The 18,077-nt window shown below is 50.5% G+C and carries 17 protein-coding genes and 3 pseudogenes; 14 read left to right on the top strand and 6 right to left on the bottom strand.

All coding sequences use genetic code 11. The features are described 5' to 3' along the window. Window positions 1–14 precede the first annotated feature (14 nt). Entirely contained in the window at window positions 15–1,106 is a 1,092-nt protein-coding gene (locus LQ249_RS30785; protein WP_076611188.1) for an IS630-like element ISPpu2 family transposase, read from the bottom strand. 351 nt (window positions 1,107–1,457) lie between these two features. On the opposite strand from LQ249_RS30785, the gene LQ249_RS30780 reads away from it, so the two are divergent. The 14 genes and pseudogenes from LQ249_RS30780 (at window position 1,458) to LQ249_RS30710 (ending at window position 15,147) form a co-directional block, all read left to right on the top strand. After that, window positions 1,458–2,666: an alkane 1-monooxygenase gene (locus LQ249_RS30780; protein ID WP_134939325.1), complete on the top strand. Its 1,209-nt coding sequence runs from the start codon at window positions 1,458–1,460 to the stop codon at window positions 2,664–2,666. Window positions 2,667–2,948: 282 nt separating this feature from the next. Beyond that, window positions 2,949–3,353, top strand: a complete 405-nt coding sequence (locus tag LQ249_RS30775) for a rubredoxin (RefSeq protein ID WP_134939326.1) — start codon at window positions 2,949–2,951, stop codon at window positions 3,351–3,353. Window positions 3,354–3,393: 40 nt separating this feature from the next. Continuing rightward, a complete protein-coding gene (locus tag LQ249_RS31895; protein ID WP_134939327.1) occupies window positions 3,394–3,921 on the top strand; it encodes a rubredoxin in 528 nt (175 codons plus the stop codon). Between the two features lie 41 nt (window positions 3,922–3,962). After that, entirely contained in the window at window positions 3,963–5,414 is a 1,452-nt protein-coding gene (locus LQ249_RS30760; RefSeq protein WP_022963143.1) for an aldehyde dehydrogenase family protein, read from the top strand. A 38-nt stretch (window positions 5,415–5,452) separates the two neighbouring features. Then, window positions 5,453–7,111, top strand: a complete 1,659-nt coding sequence (locus LQ249_RS30755) for a GMC family oxidoreductase (protein ID WP_134939328.1) — start codon at window positions 5,453–5,455, stop codon at window positions 7,109–7,111. Between the two features lie 84 nt (window positions 7,112–7,195). Further along, window positions 7,196–8,836 (top strand): long-chain-fatty-acid--CoA ligase, encoded by a 1,641-nt coding sequence (locus LQ249_RS30750; protein WP_134939329.1) that lies wholly within the window; start codon window positions 7,196–7,198, stop codon window positions 8,834–8,836. Window positions 8,837–8,941: 105 nt separating this feature from the next. Beyond that, a complete protein-coding gene (locus LQ249_RS30745) occupies window positions 8,942–9,634 on the top strand; it encodes an OmpW/AlkL family protein (protein WP_232566701.1) in 693 nt (230 codons plus the stop codon). Window positions 9,635–9,863: 229 nt separating this feature from the next. Further along, window positions 9,864–10,130 carry a hypothetical protein gene (locus LQ249_RS30740; RefSeq protein ID WP_232566700.1) on the top strand — a complete coding sequence of 89 codons (267 nt, stop codon included), beginning with the start codon at window positions 9,864–9,866 and terminating at the stop codon, window positions 10,128–10,130. After that, window positions 10,127–10,702 (top strand): methyl-accepting chemotaxis protein, encoded by a 576-nt coding sequence (locus tag LQ249_RS30735; protein ID WP_232566699.1) that lies wholly within the window; start codon window positions 10,127–10,129, stop codon window positions 10,700–10,702. The genes LQ249_RS30740 and LQ249_RS30735 overlap by 4 nt, the downstream gene beginning before the upstream one ends. Before the next feature lie 41 nt (window positions 10,703–10,743). Then, window positions 10,744–12,295 (top strand): IS3-like element ISPpu4 family transposase gene (locus LQ249_RS30730; RefSeq protein WP_232566698.1). Its coding sequence is split into 2 segments (ribosomal slippage): window positions 10,744–11,207 and window positions 11,206–12,295, totalling 1,554 coding nucleotides; the frame shifts between segments, so codons are not numbered across the junction. 225 nt (window positions 12,296–12,520) lie between these two features. Further along, a complete protein-coding gene (locus LQ249_RS30725; protein WP_134939351.1) occupies window positions 12,521–13,921 on the top strand; it encodes an FAD-binding oxidoreductase in 1,401 nt (466 codons plus the stop codon). Window positions 13,922–14,124: 203 nt separating this feature from the next. Further along, complete coding sequence (locus tag LQ249_RS30720; protein ID WP_134939350.1) at window positions 14,125–14,337, top strand: hypothetical protein; 213 nt, start codon at window positions 14,125–14,127, stop codon at window positions 14,335–14,337. 69 nt (window positions 14,338–14,406) lie between these two features. After that, window positions 14,407–14,788 (top strand): annotated as a pseudogene (locus LQ249_RS30715) (YeeE/YedE family protein). Continuing rightward, a pseudogene (locus tag LQ249_RS30710) lies at window positions 14,785–15,147 on the top strand (DUF6691 family protein). Before LQ249_RS30715 ends, LQ249_RS30710 begins: the two co-directional pseudogenes overlap by 4 nt. 63 nt (window positions 15,148–15,210) lie before the next feature. Here the strand turns inward: LQ249_RS30710 and LQ249_RS30705 are convergent. The 5 genes and pseudogenes from LQ249_RS30705 to dmpG form a co-directional block, all read right to left on the bottom strand. Further along, window positions 15,211–15,490, bottom strand: a pseudogene (locus tag LQ249_RS30705) (hypothetical protein); the annotation flags it as partial. A gap of 21 nt (window positions 15,491–15,511) precedes the next feature. Next, the gene (locus LQ249_RS30700) at window positions 15,512–15,943 is read right to left on the bottom strand and encodes a GlcG/HbpS family heme-binding protein (protein ID WP_304998425.1); all 432 of its coding nucleotides are present in this window, start codon (window positions 15,941–15,943) and stop codon (window positions 15,512–15,514) included. Between the two features lie 46 nt (window positions 15,944–15,989). Further along, window positions 15,990–16,181: a 2-hydroxymuconate tautomerase gene (locus LQ249_RS30695; protein ID WP_134939348.1), complete on the bottom strand. Its 192-nt coding sequence runs from the start codon at window positions 16,179–16,181 to the stop codon at window positions 15,990–15,992. A 54-nt stretch (window positions 16,182–16,235) separates the two neighbouring features. After that, window positions 16,236–17,030, bottom strand: a complete 795-nt coding sequence (dmpH, locus tag LQ249_RS30690) for a 2-oxo-3-hexenedioate decarboxylase (RefSeq protein ID WP_134939347.1) — start codon at window positions 17,028–17,030, stop codon at window positions 16,236–16,238. Beyond that, window positions 17,027–18,067, bottom strand: coding sequence for a 4-hydroxy-2-oxovalerate aldolase (dmpG, locus tag LQ249_RS30685; protein ID WP_016355712.1), 1,041 nt, complete (start codon window positions 18,065–18,067; stop codon window positions 17,027–17,029). The genes dmpH and dmpG overlap by 4 nt, the downstream gene beginning before the upstream one ends. Window positions 18,068–18,077 lie beyond the last annotated feature (10 nt).

The raw sequence follows: 18,077 nt of genomic DNA, 5'->3' as shown, positions 1-18,077 counted from the left end.
CTTGGCCTGAGCGGTTAATTCATTAACTTATTTTTTATCACGCTCAGCTTCGCTTTATGTACCAAGCTAATGATGGCCTCAGCCGTTTTATTCCACTTGAACGGCTTGGCTGAATGCTCATTGTGAGCCTCGATAAATTGGCGGATAGCCGCCTTCAGGTCGGCGACGCTGGTGAAGGCGGCCTGGTACAACGCTCGTCTTTCCAGCTGTGCAAACCAGCCTTCCACGGCGTTCAGCCAAGACGCGCTGGTCGGTGTGAAGTGCAACTTGAAACACGGATGCTTTTCCAGCCACTGCTTGATTGCAGCCGTTTTGTGGGTCGAACTGTTATCCAGAATCACATGCAGATCCAGGCCGGCTGGCGTGCTGCGGTCAATCTGTTGCAGGAAAGCCAGAAACTCCTTGGCTCGATGGCGCTGGGTAATCCGTCCGATGACTTGGCCGGTCAGGATGTCGAAAGCTGCGTACAGACTCGCCGTACCATGGCGTTTGTAATCATGCGTGCGACGCTCAACTTGACCTGGACGTAGCGGCAGCATCGGTTGGGTGCGATCCAACGCCTGGATCTGGGTTTTCTCGTCAACCGACAACACCAGGGCGTTATCCGGCGGGTTCAGATAGAGCCCGACCACGTCGACTACCTTGTCGGCGAAATGAGGATCGTTGCTGATTTTGAAGGTCTTCAAGCGATGGGGTTTGAGGTCGGAAGCGGCCCAGACCTGCCGAACCTGCCACGTGGTGACCCGCGCATACTTGGCCATCAAACGAACGCTCCAGTGAGTGGCTTCCTGGGGTACACGCCGGGTGGTCAATGTCAGGATTTCGTTGATTTTTTCGGGCCCCAGTTTGAGTGGCTGGCCGCTGCGCGGCAGATCGCTCAACCCTTCGATTCCCGCCTCCAGATAGCGTTTTCGCCACTTGAATACCGTCGGTGGCGTGACCTGCAACTGCTCGCTGACGGCCTTGGGCGTCAATCCATCAGCCAGTAGAAGCAGGATGCGCGCTCGCTGGGCGAGGCTCTGTTCCAGCGTACTCATACGCAACCAACCTTGCAGGGCGATGAGATCTGAAGGCATTAAAGCAAAGGGGGAAGTCGGTCGGGCCATGCGTATAACCAATCCATGACATTGGATGCACAGTATACCGTTACCGGTAGATAAATGAACTACCCGCTCAGTCCACTAGGCCTTGCAACAGTTAATGGGTACATAGCCTAATTCAAGGCCAGGACACTGGCTCGCCTTGGCCTGGAGGGATGACATTGACTGCGGGTCTCGTCGCTGAGATGGCTAATATTATTCAGATAACTACACCAAGGAGTAGTTGAAGCAGGCTTAAGGTGAGTGCAGTTTTACCATGTCAGATGTGAGAGTAGATGGCCTGATTTTCCCTGTTGGGACAGGAATTAGGTTGTGTGGTGCTCGCAGAGACTTATTGGACAATAGGAGAACAACAAAATGAATGGCAAAAGCAGCGTTCTGGATTCTGCTCCAGAATACGTGGATAAAAAGAAATATTTTTGGATACTTTCAACTTTTTGGCCGGCTACTCCGATGATCGGAATCTGGCTGGCCAATGAGACTGGCTGGGGTATCTTTTATGGTTTAGTTCTAGCTGTGTGGTACGGGGTTCTTCCACTGCTTGACGCGATGTTCGGTGAGGACTTTAATAATCCGCCTGAGGAGGTAGTGGAGAAACTGGAGAAAGAACGTTACTACCGAGTTTTAACGTATCTAACAGTTCCAATGCATTACGCAGCACTAATCGTGTCTGCATGGTGGGTAGGGACTCAGTCAATGTCTTGGTTCGAAATCGTCGCACTTGCCTTGTCACTGGGCATCGTGAATGGCCTAGCGCTTAATACAGGCCACGAACTGGGTCACAAAAAAGAAGCCTTTGATCGTTGGATGGCGAAAATTGTGCTGGCGGTTGTCGGGTACGGCCACTTCTTTATTGAGCATAATAAAGGCCATCACCGTGATGTTGCTACACCGATGGACCCTGCGACCTCACGTATGGGAGAAAATATATATAAATTCTCAACCCGTGAGATTCCTGGAGCGTTTCGTCGTGCTTGGGGGCTTGAGGAACAACGCCTTTCGCGCCGCGGGCAAAGCGTTTGGAGTTTCGATAATGAGATCCTCCAGCCAATGGTCATCACAGTTGTTCTCTACACCCTCCTGCTTGCCTTCTTTGGTCCGAAGATGCTGGTGTTCCTTCCAATTCAGATGGCTTTCGGGTGGTGGCAGTTAACAAGCGCGAACTACATTGAACACTACGGTTTGCTGCGTGAAAAAATGGCCGATGGACGATATGAACATCAAAAGCCACATCACTCGTGGAACAGTAACCACATCGTGTCAAATCTGGTTCTGTTTCACCTTCAACGGCACTCTGATCACCACGCGCACCCAACTCGCTCTTACCAGTCATTACGTGATTTCCCCGGCCTTCCCGCACTTCCGACTGGCTACCCCGGTGCATTTTTGATGGCAATGATTCCTCAATGGTTTAGATCGGTGATGGACCCTAAGGTGGTAAATTGGGCTAATGGCGACCTGAGCAAGATTCAAATTGAAGATTCAATGCGCGCAGAATACATAAAAAAGTTTACTCATAATGTTGGTGCGGATGATAAACGGGGCGCAACCGCGGTAGCATCATAGTGGTGAGAGCATGCAGAAATAACGGTGGATTTTTAATATATCTGTTTGAGTTCGTCGTGCGTAAACAAGTTAAATTGTAATGAGCCTTATGCACTAGAAGTCTGACGATTGATTAACTGTTGCATTCTGCAAGTTATTTATATAATTGAGCTCTTCCGATAGATTCATTTCTATGGATCTATCGGCAGACGTCCATAATAATAAATTTCATAGTTAGACTTGCTCAGTAAATAAGCGGTAGCCTCAAGGGATGCGAGCACCGGTCTAAAAGGAGAAGGGGTAATGGCGAAGTACCAGTGTCCAGATTGTCAGTATATTTATGATGAATGCAAGGGGGAGCCGCACGAGGGTTTTCAGCCTAATACTAATTGGGGGGAAATCCCTGAAGAGTGGGCCTGCCCTGACTGCGCTGTTCGAGACAAAATTGACTTTAAGATGCTCGCGGATCCACGGTGCGAAATCACACAATTAAAGCAAAACGATCCCGTCATTAAGCAAGATAACAATATTATCGAAGACACGTTATCCGAGCCTTCAATATTGAGTGCAGAGCTAGAGTTTACAGCGGAAAAAATCAGTATAACTGATGAGCGTGAAAATACGCCTGATAATAAAGTTGAGCGACGAAGTCAATCACAAGCTGTGCGTAGGTCTTCCGTAAAGAAGATAAAGAATAACAAGCGTTAACGTACTGTAGAGTACGCAACTCATTAACACGGTAATAGATATGGCTAGGTATCAGTGTCCAGATTGTCAATATGTTTATGATGAAAGTAAGGGGGAAGAACATGAAGGGTTTGCCCCAAATACTCCTTGGATCGTCATTCCTGAGGATTGGTGTTGTCCCGACTGTGCCGTTCGAGACAAGCTAGATTTCGTATTGATTGAGGGAAGTACAGGCGAGAAAAATATCAGTTCAAACAACACTCTTTCAGTTTCGGCAAAAGTGAGCAGCTCTGATGTAAACACTGAAATATCAAATACGACGATGAGTGCAGAGATAGCGCTTGACGTTGCAACTGAAGGACAGCATCTGAACGGGCGTAAGCCGCGGGTAACTAATTTGCAGAGCGGAGCAGCATTCCTTAAATGGATTTGTATTACTTGCGGCCATATATATGACGAGGCGTTGGGTGACGAGGTCGAGGGCTTTGCTCCAGGTACTCGCTTTGAGGATATCCCTAATGACTGGTGCTGTCCGGATTGTGGGGCCACTAAAGAAGACTATGTACTCTATCAGGAAAAGTTAGGCTAAAAATATTAAGTCATTCAGAATAATACAGGAAAATAATAAAAATGACTATGCACACTAGGCTAGCTGAGTCCAACTCAAGCACTGAAAGCCATTCAGTCATTGACATCTTTAATGCGCAAAAAAAAGCAAGTAGCGCTCGCCGTGGAAAATTTAGTTTAGCAGAGCGTATTGCGGCCCTTAATATACTGAAAGAAATAATTCAGCGTCGTGAGTCAGAAATTATCGCTGCACTTGCGGCAGACTTCCGTAAACCGGCGAGTGAGGTAAAACTGACAGAAATATTTCCGGTATTGCAAGAAATCAGTCACGCAAAACGGAACCTAAAAACCTGGATGATGCCACGAAGAGTGAAGGCAGCACTCAGTGTACTTGGCACCAAAGCAAGGCTTAGTTTCGAGCCAAAGGGGGTTTGTTTAATCATTGCGCCTTGGAACTATCCCTTCAACCTTAGTTTTGGCCCACTTGTTTCTGCGCTGGCGGCAGGTAATAGCGTTATTATAAAGCCATCTGAGTTGACACCGCACACTGCTTCATTGATCGGCTCTATCATTCGGGAGGCTTTTTCCGTTGATCTAGTCACTGTGGTGGAGGGCGACGCCGCTGTTTCCCAAGAGCTGTTGACTCTACCTTTTGACCATATCTTCTTCACAGGGAGTCCACGAGTTGGAAAATTAGTAATGGAAGCAGCGGCGAAAACACTCGCTTCGGTTACGTTGGAGCTAGGCGGAAAATCCCCAACCATTATTGGTCCGACAGCAAATTTAAAAAAAGCTGCGCGTAACATCGTATGGGGCAAATTTTCGAATAATGGACAGACGTGCATTGCACCTGACCATGTATTTGTGCATAGAAGCATAGCCCATGATTTTCATAAAATCATAATGGAAGAAGTGACGCGGGTTTATGGGAAGGATTTTGAGGCGCAGAAGAAATCGCCGGACTATTGCAGAATTGTAAATGATCAGCACCTTAATAGACTTTATGAGCTCATAGGTGACGCAAAATCAAAAGGCGCGAAAATTTTACAAGGGGGCGAGATTGATGCATTGGATAGATTTGTAGCGCCAACTATAATATCCAAAGTCACGCCTGAGATGGACATTTCGCGTGAAGAAATATTTGGCCCATTACTGCCGATTATTGAATACGATGATATAGATCATGTGATTAAGCAGATAAACGATAACGCCAAGCCTCTAGCGCTTTATATTTTCTCTGAAGACAAAGAGTTTGCTCAGGATATTGTGGGTCGCACAAGTTCTGGGTCAGTTGGGATAAATTTAAGCGTTGTCCAATTTTTGCATCCCAATCTTCCATTTGGCGGAGTTAATAATAGCGGTATTGGTAGTGCTCATGGGTTTTACGGTTTCCAGGCGTTTTCTCACGAGAAGCCCATTCTGCTGGATAGGTTCTCAATTACACATTTGTTGTTCCCCCCTTACACTGGAAAGGTGAAGCGATTAATTAGCATGACGGTAAGGTATTTGAGCTGAAGTGTTATTGCAATATTTATCTTTTAGGATAACAAAAAATGTATGATTATATAATTGTTGGTGCTGGATCCGCTGGGTGTGTTCTTGCTAATCGCCTTTCAGCCGACCCATCGAAACGAGTTTGCTTACTTGAGGCCGGGCCGCGAGATACAAATCCGCTAATTCATATGCCGCTAGGTATTGCTTTACTTTCAAATAGTAAAAAACTCAACTGGGCATTTCAAACTGCACCACAACAACACCTCAATGAACGTAGTCTATTTTGGCCCCGAGGGAAGACGCTAGGTGGATCAAGTTCGATCAATGCGATGGTGTATATCCGGGGGCATGAGGAGGATTACCAGGCTTGGGAGCAAGCGGGGGGGGAATATTGGGGATGGAAGCGTGCTTTCGCGTTATTCAAAAAACTTGAGCACAACCAGCGCTTTGATAAGTCAAACTATCATGGGACGGACGGAGAACTGGCCGTTAGTGATTTAAAGGATCTCAACCCGCTTAGCAAATCATTCGTTCAGGCCGGTATGGAGGCTAAAATTAGCTTCAACGGTGATTTTAACGGTGCGCACCAAGAGGGAGTAGGATTTTATCAAGTAACACAAAAGCATGGACAGCGCTGGAGCTCAGCTCGTGCATTCTTACATGATGTGATTGATCGACCTAATCTAGATATAATTACTGAAGCGCATGCTACAAAAGTACTTTTCGAAGATCGTAAGGCAGTAGGGGTGTCTTATATTCAAAAAAATATGCATCAGCAAGTTAAGACTACAGATAGTGGTGAAGTGATTCTTTCTCTTGGTGCGGTTAACACACCTCAACTTCTAATGCTTTCTGGAGTTGGTGCGGCAGCCGAGCTTAAGGAGCATGGAATTGCTCTAGTGCACGACCTTCCTGAAGTTGGAAAAAATCTTCAAGACCATTTAGATATTACTTTAATGTGCGCCGCAAATTCTAGAACGCCGATAGGTGTGGCGTTTTCTTTCATACCTCGTGGTCTTGTGGGGTTGTTTTCCTATATTTTTAAGCGCAAGGGTTTTCTGACGAGCAATGTGGCTGAGTCAGGTGGTTTTGTGAAAAGTTCCCCTGAGCGTGATCGGCCTAATTTGCAGTTTCATTTTTTGCCAACCTATTTAAAAGATCATGGTCGTAAAATAGCCGTTGGTTATGGATATACGCTACACATATGTGATCTTTTACCTAAAAGCCGAGGTAGGATTGGACTTAAAAGTGCTAATCCTATGGATGATCCACTGATTGACCCCAACTACCTTAGTGATCCTGAAGATATTAAGACTATGATTGCTGGTATAAAGATCGGTCGCGCTATCTTTGATGCCCCATCCATGGCTAAGCATTTTAAACGGGAAATAGTTCCTGGTCCTGCTGTTACTAGCGATGATGAAATAGTTGCAGATATTCGTAGTCGAGCTGAGACGATTTATCATCCGGTAGGTACTTGTAGAATGGGTAAAGATCCAGCGTCAGTCGTTGATCCATGCTTGCAGGTGCGCGGTTTAAGAAACATTAGAGTCGTTGATGCATCAATTATGCCGAATTTAGTCGCAGGGAATACAAACGCTCCGACTATTATGATTGCTGAAAATGCCGCGGAAATAATTGTGCGAAAAGTTGATATGGCATCATTAGATGCAAGTATTGGTTTTACTCGCCAAAATTTAGAGCCAGAACTGCTGTAGAATTAGTTTGCACGTAATAGAAAAATAATTTTTGACTAAATTTACTGATTCAATTGAGTTTAGTTATCGATATGGAGCAGCGCTATGATTGGTCAGATGATGCGTCAGCCGTTGATCATAAGTTCACTTATTGAGCATGCTGCACGATACCATGGTAATACAGAGGTGGTTTCTGTTGAAACCTCTGGTGAAGTAACAAGAGCTTATTGGTCAGGAGTGGCGCTGCGTGCCCGTAAGCTTGCTTCTGCGCTAGGCAAGATGGGGCTCACACAAAGTGATCGTTGTGCAACCATTGCGTGGAATAATGTCCGCCATCTTGAGATTTACTTCGGTGTCTCAGGTGCAGGGATGGTATGTCATACGATAAATCCTAGGCTTTTCATAGAGCAGATTGCCTATGTGATAAATCATGCGGAGGATAAGGTAATATTTTTCGACGAGACATTCTTGCCGATAATTGCTGGGTTAGATGGGCTATTAACAACAGCCAAAGCCTTTGTCTTGATGGGATGTGCAAATTTAAAGGCATCCGCCAAGATTCCAGGATTACTTGCCTACGAAGATTTGATTGGACAAGGTGATGATGACTATGTGTGGCCCGATGTAGATGAAAAAGAGGCTTCTAGTCTCTGCTATACTTCGGGTACTACGGGTAATCCTAAGGGGGTACTTTATTCACACCGCTCGACAGTTTTACATTCAATGACGACTGCAATGCCTGATACGCTCAATTTGTCTGCGCGAGATACAATTTTGCCAGTTGTTCCGATGTTTCATGTAAATGCGTGGGGGATTCCATACTCCGCTGCAATGGTTGGTGCAAAATTAGTTCTTCCTGGCCCGGCACTTGATGGCGCTAGCTTAGCGAAGCTAATTGATCAGGAACGTGTCAGTATTGCTCTTGGAGTGCCAGTTATTTGGCAGGGGTTGTTAGCCTCTCTAGCGGAAAGTGGTTCGAAAGCAGAAAGCCTTACGCGAACTGTTGTAGGAGGCTCGGCCTGCCCTCCTTCTATGATTAAAGAATTTAACGATCTATATGGTGTCGAAGTTATTCATGCTTGGGGTATGACTGAGCTTTCGCCATTTGGTACGGCAAACACGCCACTCGGGCATCAAGTGAATTTGCCATGGGATGAAAAACTTGCACTGCGCCAAAGCCAGGGGCGCCCACCTTATGGTGTCGAACTAAAGATAGTTGATGATGAGGGTGTCACACTATCTGAAGATGGTGTTACCAAAGGCAATCTTATGGTTCGAGGGCATTGGGTTATTAAAGATTATTTTCGTAGCACTATTGGTACAACACTCTCGAATGGATGGTTTTCAACTGGGGATGTGGCCACTATTGATCAGGATGGCTTTATGACAATTTGTGATCGCGCAAAGGATATTATAAAGTCTGGTGGTGAATGGATTAGTACGGTAGAGCTAGAAGGTGTTGCGATTGCGCATCCCGCGATAGTTGATGCTGCAGTCATAGCAGTAAAGCACAAAAAATGGGATGAGCGGCCTCTTCTTGTTGCAGTCAGAGCCCCTAATTCAGTGCTAACGGATGATGAATTGCTTAGTTATTTCGAAGGTAAGGTGGCTAAGTGGCAAATTCCAGACGCCGCTATATTTATTGATGAACTGCCGCGCAATGGGGCTGGTAAGATTCTGAAGAATCGTTTGCGTGAGAAATATGCTGATATTCTTTCGTGTAATGATTCTTCGGCACTTGAGTAACGCTTTTGGTACGGACTTTGGCTAATTTTTTTCGAAAATCAGCCTCTGTGAAAGGTAGTAACTTGTTTATGAATTCACTTATATAACAAAAAATGGAGAAGTATAATGAATCCGCCTATTTTAAAAAAACTCGCTATGTCGATATTAGCAACTAGTTTTGTGTTGGGTGGGGCCAGTGCGTGGTCAGGTGAAATCTATTCGACTGAAACTGCTGGCTACAATCAGGGCGACTGGGTTGCTAGCTTTAATATGTCTAAAGTTTATGTAGACGAGACGCTAGGCTCCCTAAATGTAGGTGGGGCTACTGTACCCAATGCTGCTGTAAGCATCGGTAATGATACAACAGTTTCTTTTGATATTTCCTATTTTATTAGTAACAATGTAGCTTTGGATTTTTTCGTCGGGATTCCAGCTAAAGCTAAGTTTCAAGGTGAAAAATCCATCTCTGCGCTGGGAAGAGTCAGTGAAGTTGATTATGGCCCTGCAATTTTGTCACTTCAGTATCATTTTGATAATTTTGAGCGACTTTATCCATATGTCGGACTAGGTGTCGGTCGAGTGTTTTTCTTCGACAAAACTGATGGTGCCTTGACTTCATTTGATATCAAAGATAAATGGGCGCCTGCTGTTCAGGTCGGCCTTAGATATGATTTTGGTAACTCATGGATGTTAAATTCAGATGTGCGCTATATTCCTTTCAAAACAGATGTTTCTGGTACACTTGGGGCTGCACCTGTTTCTACCAAGATTGAGATTGATCCTTTCATTCTGAGTCTTGGAGCATCATATAAGTTCTGAGGTATTATAATTTTGCTCGTTTAACAGCGCTCTTCTAGATTGTAGAAAGAGTGCTGTTTTATATCTTGCCTAAGAATAAATATATTTCAATATTGGTTGAGATATAATATTCCATTCATGGTGTTAAGGGGTGGTATGAATATCAACTGTTCGCTGCGCTGTCGATTTTTTTTTGAATCTTATTATGGCAGGATTTTCTTTTTTTGTTGCGCTGTTCGGAATGCGCTTAATGCACAAGTTGACAGAGTTTTCTTATTATGAAAGGGAACATGTTTTTGCCTTGAGCAAGGTACACTATGAACTGCAGAAAAAAGAAATAGATATAAATATAAATGTAAATGTAAATGTAAATGTAAATGTAAATGTAAATGTAAATGTAAATGTAAATTTAAATTTTATAGTAGAGCAGGTGCAGAGGGCGCGTAGACAAACTACGTCTGTAAACAGTTTGTGGGATGGCGATAAAGCTCTTTTAAGATTATTGGGAAGGGATTGATTCTTGAGCTATCTGATGCTTCAGAAATAAAGCTTGGGCAGCTTGTGAGGTATGCAAGTAGCATTTCTAAAGATGGATTAAACTCTGAGCGCGTCGAGGAAATGAAACGGCTTGTAAGTTGGTCGTACACTAACTCTGATCGCTTTGGGATGGGAGTTGCGGATATTTCCAAGCGTGTTAAAAGCTATGCGTATTTTCTTGTTGTGGCAATTAATTGTATCTTCTTTTTTGTTATTTTGCTTCTTATGAAAAAGACTCGCAATTCAATAGATGAGATAGTTCATGTTATGGATGGTATGTCAAAAGGTGATCTTACATACCGCACTATACCGAGCAATGATGAAGTGGGTAAAATGCAGTCATCAATCATGGCGATGGCTGCTGGGGTGTGTGCCTTGATTGAATCGATAAAACACGTACAAGGTGATTTTTTTAATTCAGCAGTCGAGGCTTTAAGTATTTCACAAAGCACGTCAAGTGATATATGTGATCCGGCAGGTAAAATTGATGAATTTGTCAGTGCGCTATCACAGATTTCCCCCCGGTGTCAGGCTAGTTGTCGCCTGAGCTGATTTATCAAAACGATAGATCGGGGGCGCCAAAGAGAGCTGTAATGTCGAGCTATTCACCTGAGCGTAAAGTGGCCCTTATCAACAAATTGCTGCCGCCTCAAAACATGTCCGTGGCCGAGTTGTCGCGTCAAGAAGGCATCTCTCAAGCCACCCTGTATGCTTGGCGAACCAAGCTCAAAGCAGGAGGCGCAGTGGTGCCCGGAGATAAAAGCAGTGCCGATAACTGGTCGGCTGATGCCAAGTTCGCAGCGGTGTTGCACACGGCCACGTTGAGCGAGATCGAGCTTAGCGAATACTGTCGCAGCAAGGGTTTGTACCCCGAGCAAATCGGCGCTTGGCGACAGGCCTGCATCAGTGGCCAGCTAACAGCCCAGGCACAGCGCCAGGCCGAGCGAGAACAGGCGCGCGCCGACAAAAAACGCATCGCCGAGTTGGAGCGTGAACTGCGGCGCAAGGACAAGGCGCTCGCAGAAACCACCGCGATTCTGGTGCTGCGAAAAAGATGAATGCCTTCTGGGGAAACGACAGCGAGGACGTCTGACCTCGCTGCCAGAACGGCAACAACTCGTTGAACGTTTTAACCAAGCCGTTGCTTCTGGTGCACGCAAAACTATTGCCAGCGCGGAGATCGGGCTGTCGCTGCGCAGCCTGCAACGCTGGGCGCTGACGCCTGTGATGCAGGCCGACGTGCGCACCACCACGTCACGTCCGCGACCACTTAATGCCCTGAGTGAACAGGAGCGTTGCGCTATTTTAGAGGTCTGCAACAGTCCGCCATTCGTCAGCCTGCCGCCCAGCCAGATCGTCCCGATACTGGCCGATCAAGGCCGTTATCTGGCCTCAGAGGCAACCTTTTACCGCGTCCTGAAGGAAGCTGATCAGCAGCACCGACGTGGCCGCAGCCATGCACCGCACAAGCATGCTGCGCCGACAACTCACAGCGCAACCACAGCCAATAAGGTCTGGTCTTGGGACATCACCTACTTGCCATCGCCAGTGCGTGGGAAGTACTACTATCTGTATTTGATCGAGGACATCTACAGCCGAAAGGCCGTGGGCTGGGAAGTTTACGAGCAAGAAAGTGGCGAGCTGGCGGCCGAACTGATGCAGCGCACCGTGCTCACCGAACGCTGCGCCGGACGGCCCTTAGTGCTGCACTCGGACAACGGTGCACCGATGAAATCGGTGACGTTGCTGAGCAAACTGTACGAACTCGGCATCACCCCGTCACGCGGACGACCACGGGTGAGTAACGATAATCCCTACTCAGAATCGCTGTTTAGAACCCTGAAATATTGCCCGCAATGGCCTCCTGGTGGTTTTGCAGATTTGGACGCGGCACGCAGCTGGGTGCGCGATTTTATCCGCTGGTACAACCACCAACACCGCCACAGCCGCATCCGCTTCGTGACCCCGGCACAGCGTCATCGAGGCGAGGATCAAGAGATCTTAGCCAAGCGTCATGCGCTGTATCAGCAAGCCCGCAATCAGCATCCACACCGCTGGTCGGGTGCGACACGCAATTGGCAGCCCATCGGTGCTGTCACACTCAATCCGGAAAGGGACTTACCGACACTGAAAATAGCCGCATAAAAACACAGCTGACGCGACAACTACCTTGCAAAACGCCGCGTACGGCGCGCTCGCGGACATCAGGGGAAAACTTCGGTGGCTTTGGCATAGTGGCCCCAGTTTCTAAAAAGGTGGAGCCTCCGCGATAGCCGGGGCGGTTCACAATGATAACGGAACGGCGGCTTTAAACTTGTATGCCAGTTGTTGTACCTTGGATTATTAAATCAACAATAAATGGACCATCCAATGGGCACTCACAATGCGCCACAAATATCTCCCACGCCCACTCTGCTCGATGCTTTGCGCGAGCTGATCGGTGGGCGATTGAGTACCAGCCGTGCCGAATGCGAGCAACACGGGCGCGGAGAGTCATATCATCAGGCACTCCCGCCGGGCGCAGTGTGTTATGCCGAGTCAACGTCCGAGGTTTCGACTATCGTTAAACTCTGCGCCGCACAGCGGGTTCCGATCATCGCCTTTGGTGCTGGCACGTCGCTGGAAGGCCATGTGGGCGCCGCAATGGGGGGCGTCTGTATTGACCTGAGCCGCATGCAGAGAATCATCGACGTTCGTCCGGACGATCTGGACGTGACTGTCGAAGCAGGCGTCACTCGCACGCAGTTAAATGCCGAACTGCGCACCACAGGGTTGTTCTTTCCAGTCGATCCGGGGGGAGAAAGCACTTTAGGCGGCATGGCGGCGACCCGGGCGTCAGGCACTAATGCAGTGCGCTACGGAACGATGCGCGAAAACGTATTGAATCTCACGGTAGTAATGGCCGATGGCCAGGTGATCAAGACCGGCGGCCGTGCACGCAAGTCTGCTGCTGGTTACGACCTCACGCGATTATTGGTTGGCTCGGAAGGTACTCTGGGCATCATCACTGAAGTCACGCTGCGCCTTTACGGCATTCCTGAAACCACATGCGCGGCGGTGTGCACTTTCCCGACAATTGCCGCGGCGGTGAGTTCGGTGGTTTCAATTATTCAATATGGGATCCCGGTCTCACGCGTTGAGTTGCTGGATGCGCGCACGGTGCAGGCTGTAAACCGATTTTCCCAGATGGGGCTGACAGAAACACCGACACTTTTTTTCGAGTTCGCCGGATCCCCGGCCAGCGTTGCGGAGCAGGTGGAACTGACGCAGGAAATTGTTGAGAGCAACGGCGCACTGGGTTTCCAGACTGCAGCCGATGCTGATGCCCGCAGTGAGCTATGGCGTGTCAGACACAATGTTCACTATGCGATGCAGTCCATGCGTCCGAATGCGCGGATCTGGAGTACCGATGTGTGCGTGCCGATTTCGGCGTTGACCCAATGCATCGCCGAAACAGCTGAAGATGTCGCCAAGGTCTCATTTTTCGTAGGCGTAGTCGGCCATGTGGGCGATGGCAATTTCCACTTGGGACTGGTGGTCGATCCGGATAACGAAGCAGAAATGGCTGAGGCCGAGGCACTCAATGAGCGTGTGGTCGAGCGCGCTCTTGCGCTGGACGGCACATGCACTGGTGAGCATGGAATTGGTTTGGGGAAAATAAAGTACATGGCGCTGGAACATGGTGCAGCCGTTGGAGTAATGCGTTTGATCAAGCAAGCGCTGGATCCCTTAGGACTGATGAACCCCGGAAAAGTCCTTCCCGAAGTTTGATGCCCAAGGTGAAATCCACGTCTTCAACACAGACATGTCGTGCTGGAGGCTTTTCTAACGCTATCCCGAAGGGGATGCTTCACATGTCCGATAACTACACAGCCCAGGACATCTACGCTTTCAAGCGCTAGTGAGACAACTCCGTAAAGGGCGTGAACACCGCTTGGTCGTTGCCGGTCTTGTTGTCGAAGAATGAGGACTCAATGGCCTCCTTCGAGCGCTTCGTTGTCGAATACAATGAGATGTACTTCTCCAAGTGGATGACGTTCCTGACCTCGATCATCTGCCCGATTTTCGCCATGTCGCCGTCGGAGATTAACTTCGACTCGCTCACATACGGCAGCAGCTCGGCGCTGTCGGGTTCCGACACCAGCGAAAAGCTGGTGGCCTCCAAGCTTCCGGTCTGCGGCCGCTGAGCTCCTACTACCAAGGCGTGATCAGCGGCTTTATCGTCAGCGCCCTGGTCACCCCTTACAGGCGGCGTATTGATCGGTCTGGCGTCCAAGCCTATTTCTCGTCGCCAACGGACGTGTCGCAGGCATCCGCGGTCTGATCGGTAGTCTTTTACAGCGTGGGAGCGTGGGGCGAGTGAGAAGTACGTTTTCTCCTGGGCCTGCTTATCGCGCCGCTTCTATGGGGCTTGTTCGCCGCGCTGCCGCAGATTGAGTTCCAAAGTGGTTGGTTCGGGTTGATCGTCGCCGGTATGTTGGTGGGCGCCGGTACACGATACGGTTCAGGTTGCACCAGTGGCCATGGGGTGCGCGGCATATCGCACCTTTCGCCGCGATCAATGGTTGCAACTGTGTGTTTCACGTTCGTGTCCGCCACAGTGTTTTCTTGCGTCATCTTCTAAAGGGGGTGACATGATCAAACTGAGTGCATTCATTGCTGGTCTGCTGGTCTGCTTAGGTCTGGTTCTGGCAGGTATGGCCAACCTCAGTAAAGTACTCGCTTTCCTGGATTTAACTGGTGCTTGAGACCCTTCCTTGGCGTTGGCCCAATAACCAAGCCGCGACAACAATCTAGCTCGCTGCTGGGAAGACCAATTCAGTTACCGATCAAACATAAGTTAGACCCGCGCTTGATTGGCGGTAGCAGCGGGCATCTGTCCTGGCCCTGCAGTGGCAATTCTGCTGACAGGACGCTTGCAAGCGATCGTATTCATGTTGGCCATGCAGTCCGGTATGTTGTTGTTTACCGCGCTGGAAACCCGGCGCAACCATTAATCGGGAGATCGCCATGAAAGCAAACATTGGAACCATTGACCGTAGCCTGCGCATTGTCGCTGGCGGCAGCAACTGGCTGGTCTGGTTGCTCAGCGCTGCTCGGTAACGGGTACCGCAGAATCCCGCGGGGTGATCTTCAACCCGGACTCTGTGAGGATGGCATCGCGCAGCCCGTTGACCTTGACCAACCAGGTGACGGTGGCCATCTGCTTGTCCAGCAGCTGTATGCACTCTTCCATGTACTGTCGGACAGGGCGCAGATTTCGTAGAAACGCAGGCTGAGGCGTTCAGAGGTGATCACCAGCGGCTTCCAGCGCGGCTTGATGAAGGCCGTAGCGGCATCCCCTGCAGAAACATGGCAAGTTCAGTCGTTTTGTGCATGAGCAGATTCACGGAGCACCCACAGACCCGCTTCAGCACAGGCTTCGTCCTGTTCCTCACTGGCTCCGGAGACGCCAATACCACCAATGCATTCGCCGTCCAGAAGGATAGGCAGGCCTCCGCCGAACACCACCAGCCGCTCGCGTTTTGGCAGGCCGATGCACAGGCGCGGGTTATCACCCAGCACTTCGAGCCAGTCGCGAGTGGGAAAGCCGAAGCTGACAGCAGTATAGGCCTTGTCCTCGGCGATACCTTGAGAATGCAGGAAGGCGCCGTTCATGCGCAGATAGGCCAGCGGCAGGCCGGCGCGGTCCACCACGCTGACGTGAATGCGCACGCCAAGCTCGTCGGCATGGGCCACGGCGGCGCGTGCGACGGCAGAGGCTACTTCCCAGTGCAGCGAGCGTTCGGTCATGGTTTTCACGTGTCGGGCACCCAGGATTGTGCAGGATCAGGTGGGATCATCGACCGAGAGCCTTGGCGCTTTTGCCCGCGATGCCGAAGTGGTTACTCGGCATCTCGGTGATGATGACCCGTACTCGTTCGATCGGTGCGTCCAGCGAGCGCGACATAGCGTCGCTGACTTCGCGGATCAGGGTTTCCTTCTGTTCGTTGCTGCGACCTTCTAGGATGTACAACTGAGCGATGGGCATACCTCGTCCTCCGAAAAAAGGGGGCGGCCGTCCGTGCAGACCGGCCGCGGGGGGTCAGATAAAGCGTGCGGACACCGAGCCGAGGCCCTGGTAACGCACGGTTATGTTGTCGCCCGGCGCAACCGGCACGGCGGCGGTGATGCCGCCGGTCATGATGAAGGTACCGGCCGGGATGTGTTCGCCGCGCTCGGCCAGCAGGTTGGCCAGCATCGCCACGCTGGACAGCGGATGGCCGAGCACTGCGGCGCCGGCACCGAGTTCGACCACTTCGCCGTTTTTCTCCATGACCACGCCGAGGGTGCGCAGGTCGACCTCCTCCAGGCTGGCCATCCGGCCACCGGTGATGAAGCGGGTCGAGGAAGCGTTGTCGGCGACCACGCTGATTAGGTCGAACTTGAAGTTCTCATAGCGCGAGTCGATCACCTCGACGGTGGGGATCACGTAGTCGATCGCCGCGATCACATCGCCGAGGTGGCAGCCCGGGCCGTGCAGAGGCGTTTTGGTCACCACCGAGATTTCCGCCTCGATCTTCGGATGGATCAGTTGGGCGCAATCGATTACGCCGCCGTCCGGCACGCTGAAGTAATCGGCGAGGAAGCCATAGATCGGCGTTTCCACTCCCATCTGCGCCATCTTCGCCCAGGAGGTCAGCCCCATCTTCAGGCCTACGATCTTGTTGCCGCGGGCCTCCTTGCGCCGACGGATTTCCCACTGCACGTCGTAGGCGTCGGCGAAGGTCATATCAGGAAAATCGTTGGTCACCTTGCCGATATCGTGGACATTCAGCTCGGCATTTTCGATGTGCTCGGCCAGGGCCAGCACCTGTTCGCGGATCAGAGTACGGTTCATGCGCTCACCTTCTGCTGCTGACGAGCCCGCGCCATGTCCAGGGCCAGGTCTTCGATCATGTCTTCCTGGCCACCGACGGTGCCGCGTCGGCCCAGTTCGACTAGGATGTCGCGGGCCGAGACGCCATATTTCTTCTCGGCGCGTTGGGCGAACAGCAGGAACGAGCTGTACACCCCGGCGTAGCCCAGGGTTAGGGCGTCGCGGTCGACGCGGATCGGCTGATCCATCATCGGCACCACCAGGTCCTCGGCGACGTCCATGATCTTGTACAAGTCGATACCGGTCTCCACACCCATGCGCTTGCACACCGCGACGAACACTTCCAGCGGGGTGTTGCCGGCACCGGCGCCGAGGCCGGCGACTGAGCCATCGATGCGCACTGCACCTGCCTCGATGGCAGCCAGGGAGTTGGCAATGGCCATGCCCATGTTGTGGTGTCCGTGGAAACCGACCTCTGTGGCCGGATTCAGCTCGGCACGCAGGAGGCCAATCTTCTCGCTGACCTCATCGGGCAGCATGTAGCCGGCCGAGTCGGTGCAATAGATGCAATTGGCGCCATAGCTTTCCATCAGCTTGGCCTGTTCAAGGACTTTCTCAGCGCTGATCATGTGCGCCATCATCAAGAAGCCGACGGTGTCGACGCCGAGCTTGCGTGCCATGCCAATATGCTGCTCCGAAACATCCGCCTCGGTGCAGTGGGTGGCCACCCGGATGGTCGAGACGCCGCAGTCCAGGGCCATGCGCAGGTGCTCGACGGTGCCAATGCCGGGCAGCAGCAGGGCGGACACCTTGGCCTGTTTGAGCTGCGGGATCACGGCTCGCAGGTACTCCTCGTCGCTGTGCGCCGGGAAGCCGTAGTTGATCGAACGACCGCCAAGGCCGTCGCCGTGAGTGATCTCGATCAGCGGCATACCTGCCGCATCGAGGCCCTTGGCCACCGCGACCATCTGTTGCAGGCTGATCTGATGGCGCTTGGCGTGCATGCCGTCGCGCATGCTCATGTCGTGCAGAATGACGCTCTTGCCGTGCAAATTCATGGTGCTACTC

It is taken from the genome of Pseudomonas sp. 7-41, assembly GCF_021233075.1.
GTDB classification, from domain to species: Bacteria; Pseudomonadota; Gammaproteobacteria; order Pseudomonadales; family Pseudomonadaceae; genus Aquipseudomonas; species Aquipseudomonas veronii.
Note: the sequence above shows the minus strand (reverse complement) of the source record. Positions and strands in the feature narration are given on the sequence as shown.

Bases quoted from the DNA above. Each gene is read 5' to 3' on its own strand.
- LQ249_RS30700 (WP_304998425.1), bottom strand. From the start codon at position 15,943: ATGACCGAACGCTCGCTGCACTGGGAAGTAGCCTCTGCCGTCGCACGC.
- LQ249_RS30695 (WP_134939348.1), bottom strand. From the start codon at position 16,181: ATGCCCATCGCTCAGTTGTACATCCTAGAAGGTCGCAGCAACGAACAG.
- LQ249_RS30720 (WP_134939350.1), top strand. From the start codon at position 14,125: ATGGCCTCCTTCGAGCGCTTCGTTGTCGAATACAATGAGATGTACTTC.
- LQ249_RS30755 (WP_134939328.1), top strand. From the start codon at position 5,453: ATGTATGATTATATAATTGTTGGTGCTGGATCCGCTGGGTGTGTTCTT.
- LQ249_RS30785 (WP_076611188.1), bottom strand. From the start codon at position 1,106: ATGGCCCGACCGACTTCCCCCTTTGCTTTAATGCCTTCAGATCTCATC.
- LQ249_RS30725 (WP_134939351.1), top strand. From the start codon at position 12,521: ATGGGCACTCACAATGCGCCACAAATATCTCCCACGCCCACTCTGCTC.
- LQ249_RS31895 (WP_134939327.1), top strand. From the start codon at position 3,394: ATGGCTAGGTATCAGTGTCCAGATTGTCAATATGTTTATGATGAAAGT.
- LQ249_RS30745 (WP_232566701.1), top strand. From the start codon at position 8,942: ATGAATCCGCCTATTTTAAAAAAACTCGCTATGTCGATATTAGCAACT.
- LQ249_RS30740 (WP_232566700.1), top strand. From the start codon at position 9,864: ATGCACAAGTTGACAGAGTTTTCTTATTATGAAAGGGAACATGTTTTT.
- LQ249_RS30760 (WP_022963143.1), top strand. From the start codon at position 3,963: ATGACTATGCACACTAGGCTAGCTGAGTCCAACTCAAGCACTGAAAGC.
- LQ249_RS30750 (WP_134939329.1), top strand. From the start codon at position 7,196: ATGATTGGTCAGATGATGCGTCAGCCGTTGATCATAAGTTCACTTATT.
- LQ249_RS30780 (WP_134939325.1), top strand. From the start codon at position 1,458: ATGAATGGCAAAAGCAGCGTTCTGGATTCTGCTCCAGAATACGTGGAT.
- LQ249_RS30775 (WP_134939326.1), top strand. From the start codon at position 2,949: ATGGCGAAGTACCAGTGTCCAGATTGTCAGTATATTTATGATGAATGC.
- dmpG (WP_016355712.1), bottom strand. From the start codon at position 18,067: ATGAATTTGCACGGCAAGAGCGTCATTCTGCACGACATGAGCATGCGC.
- dmpH (WP_134939347.1), bottom strand. From the start codon at position 17,030: ATGAACCGTACTCTGATCCGCGAACAGGTGCTGGCCCTGGCCGAGCAC.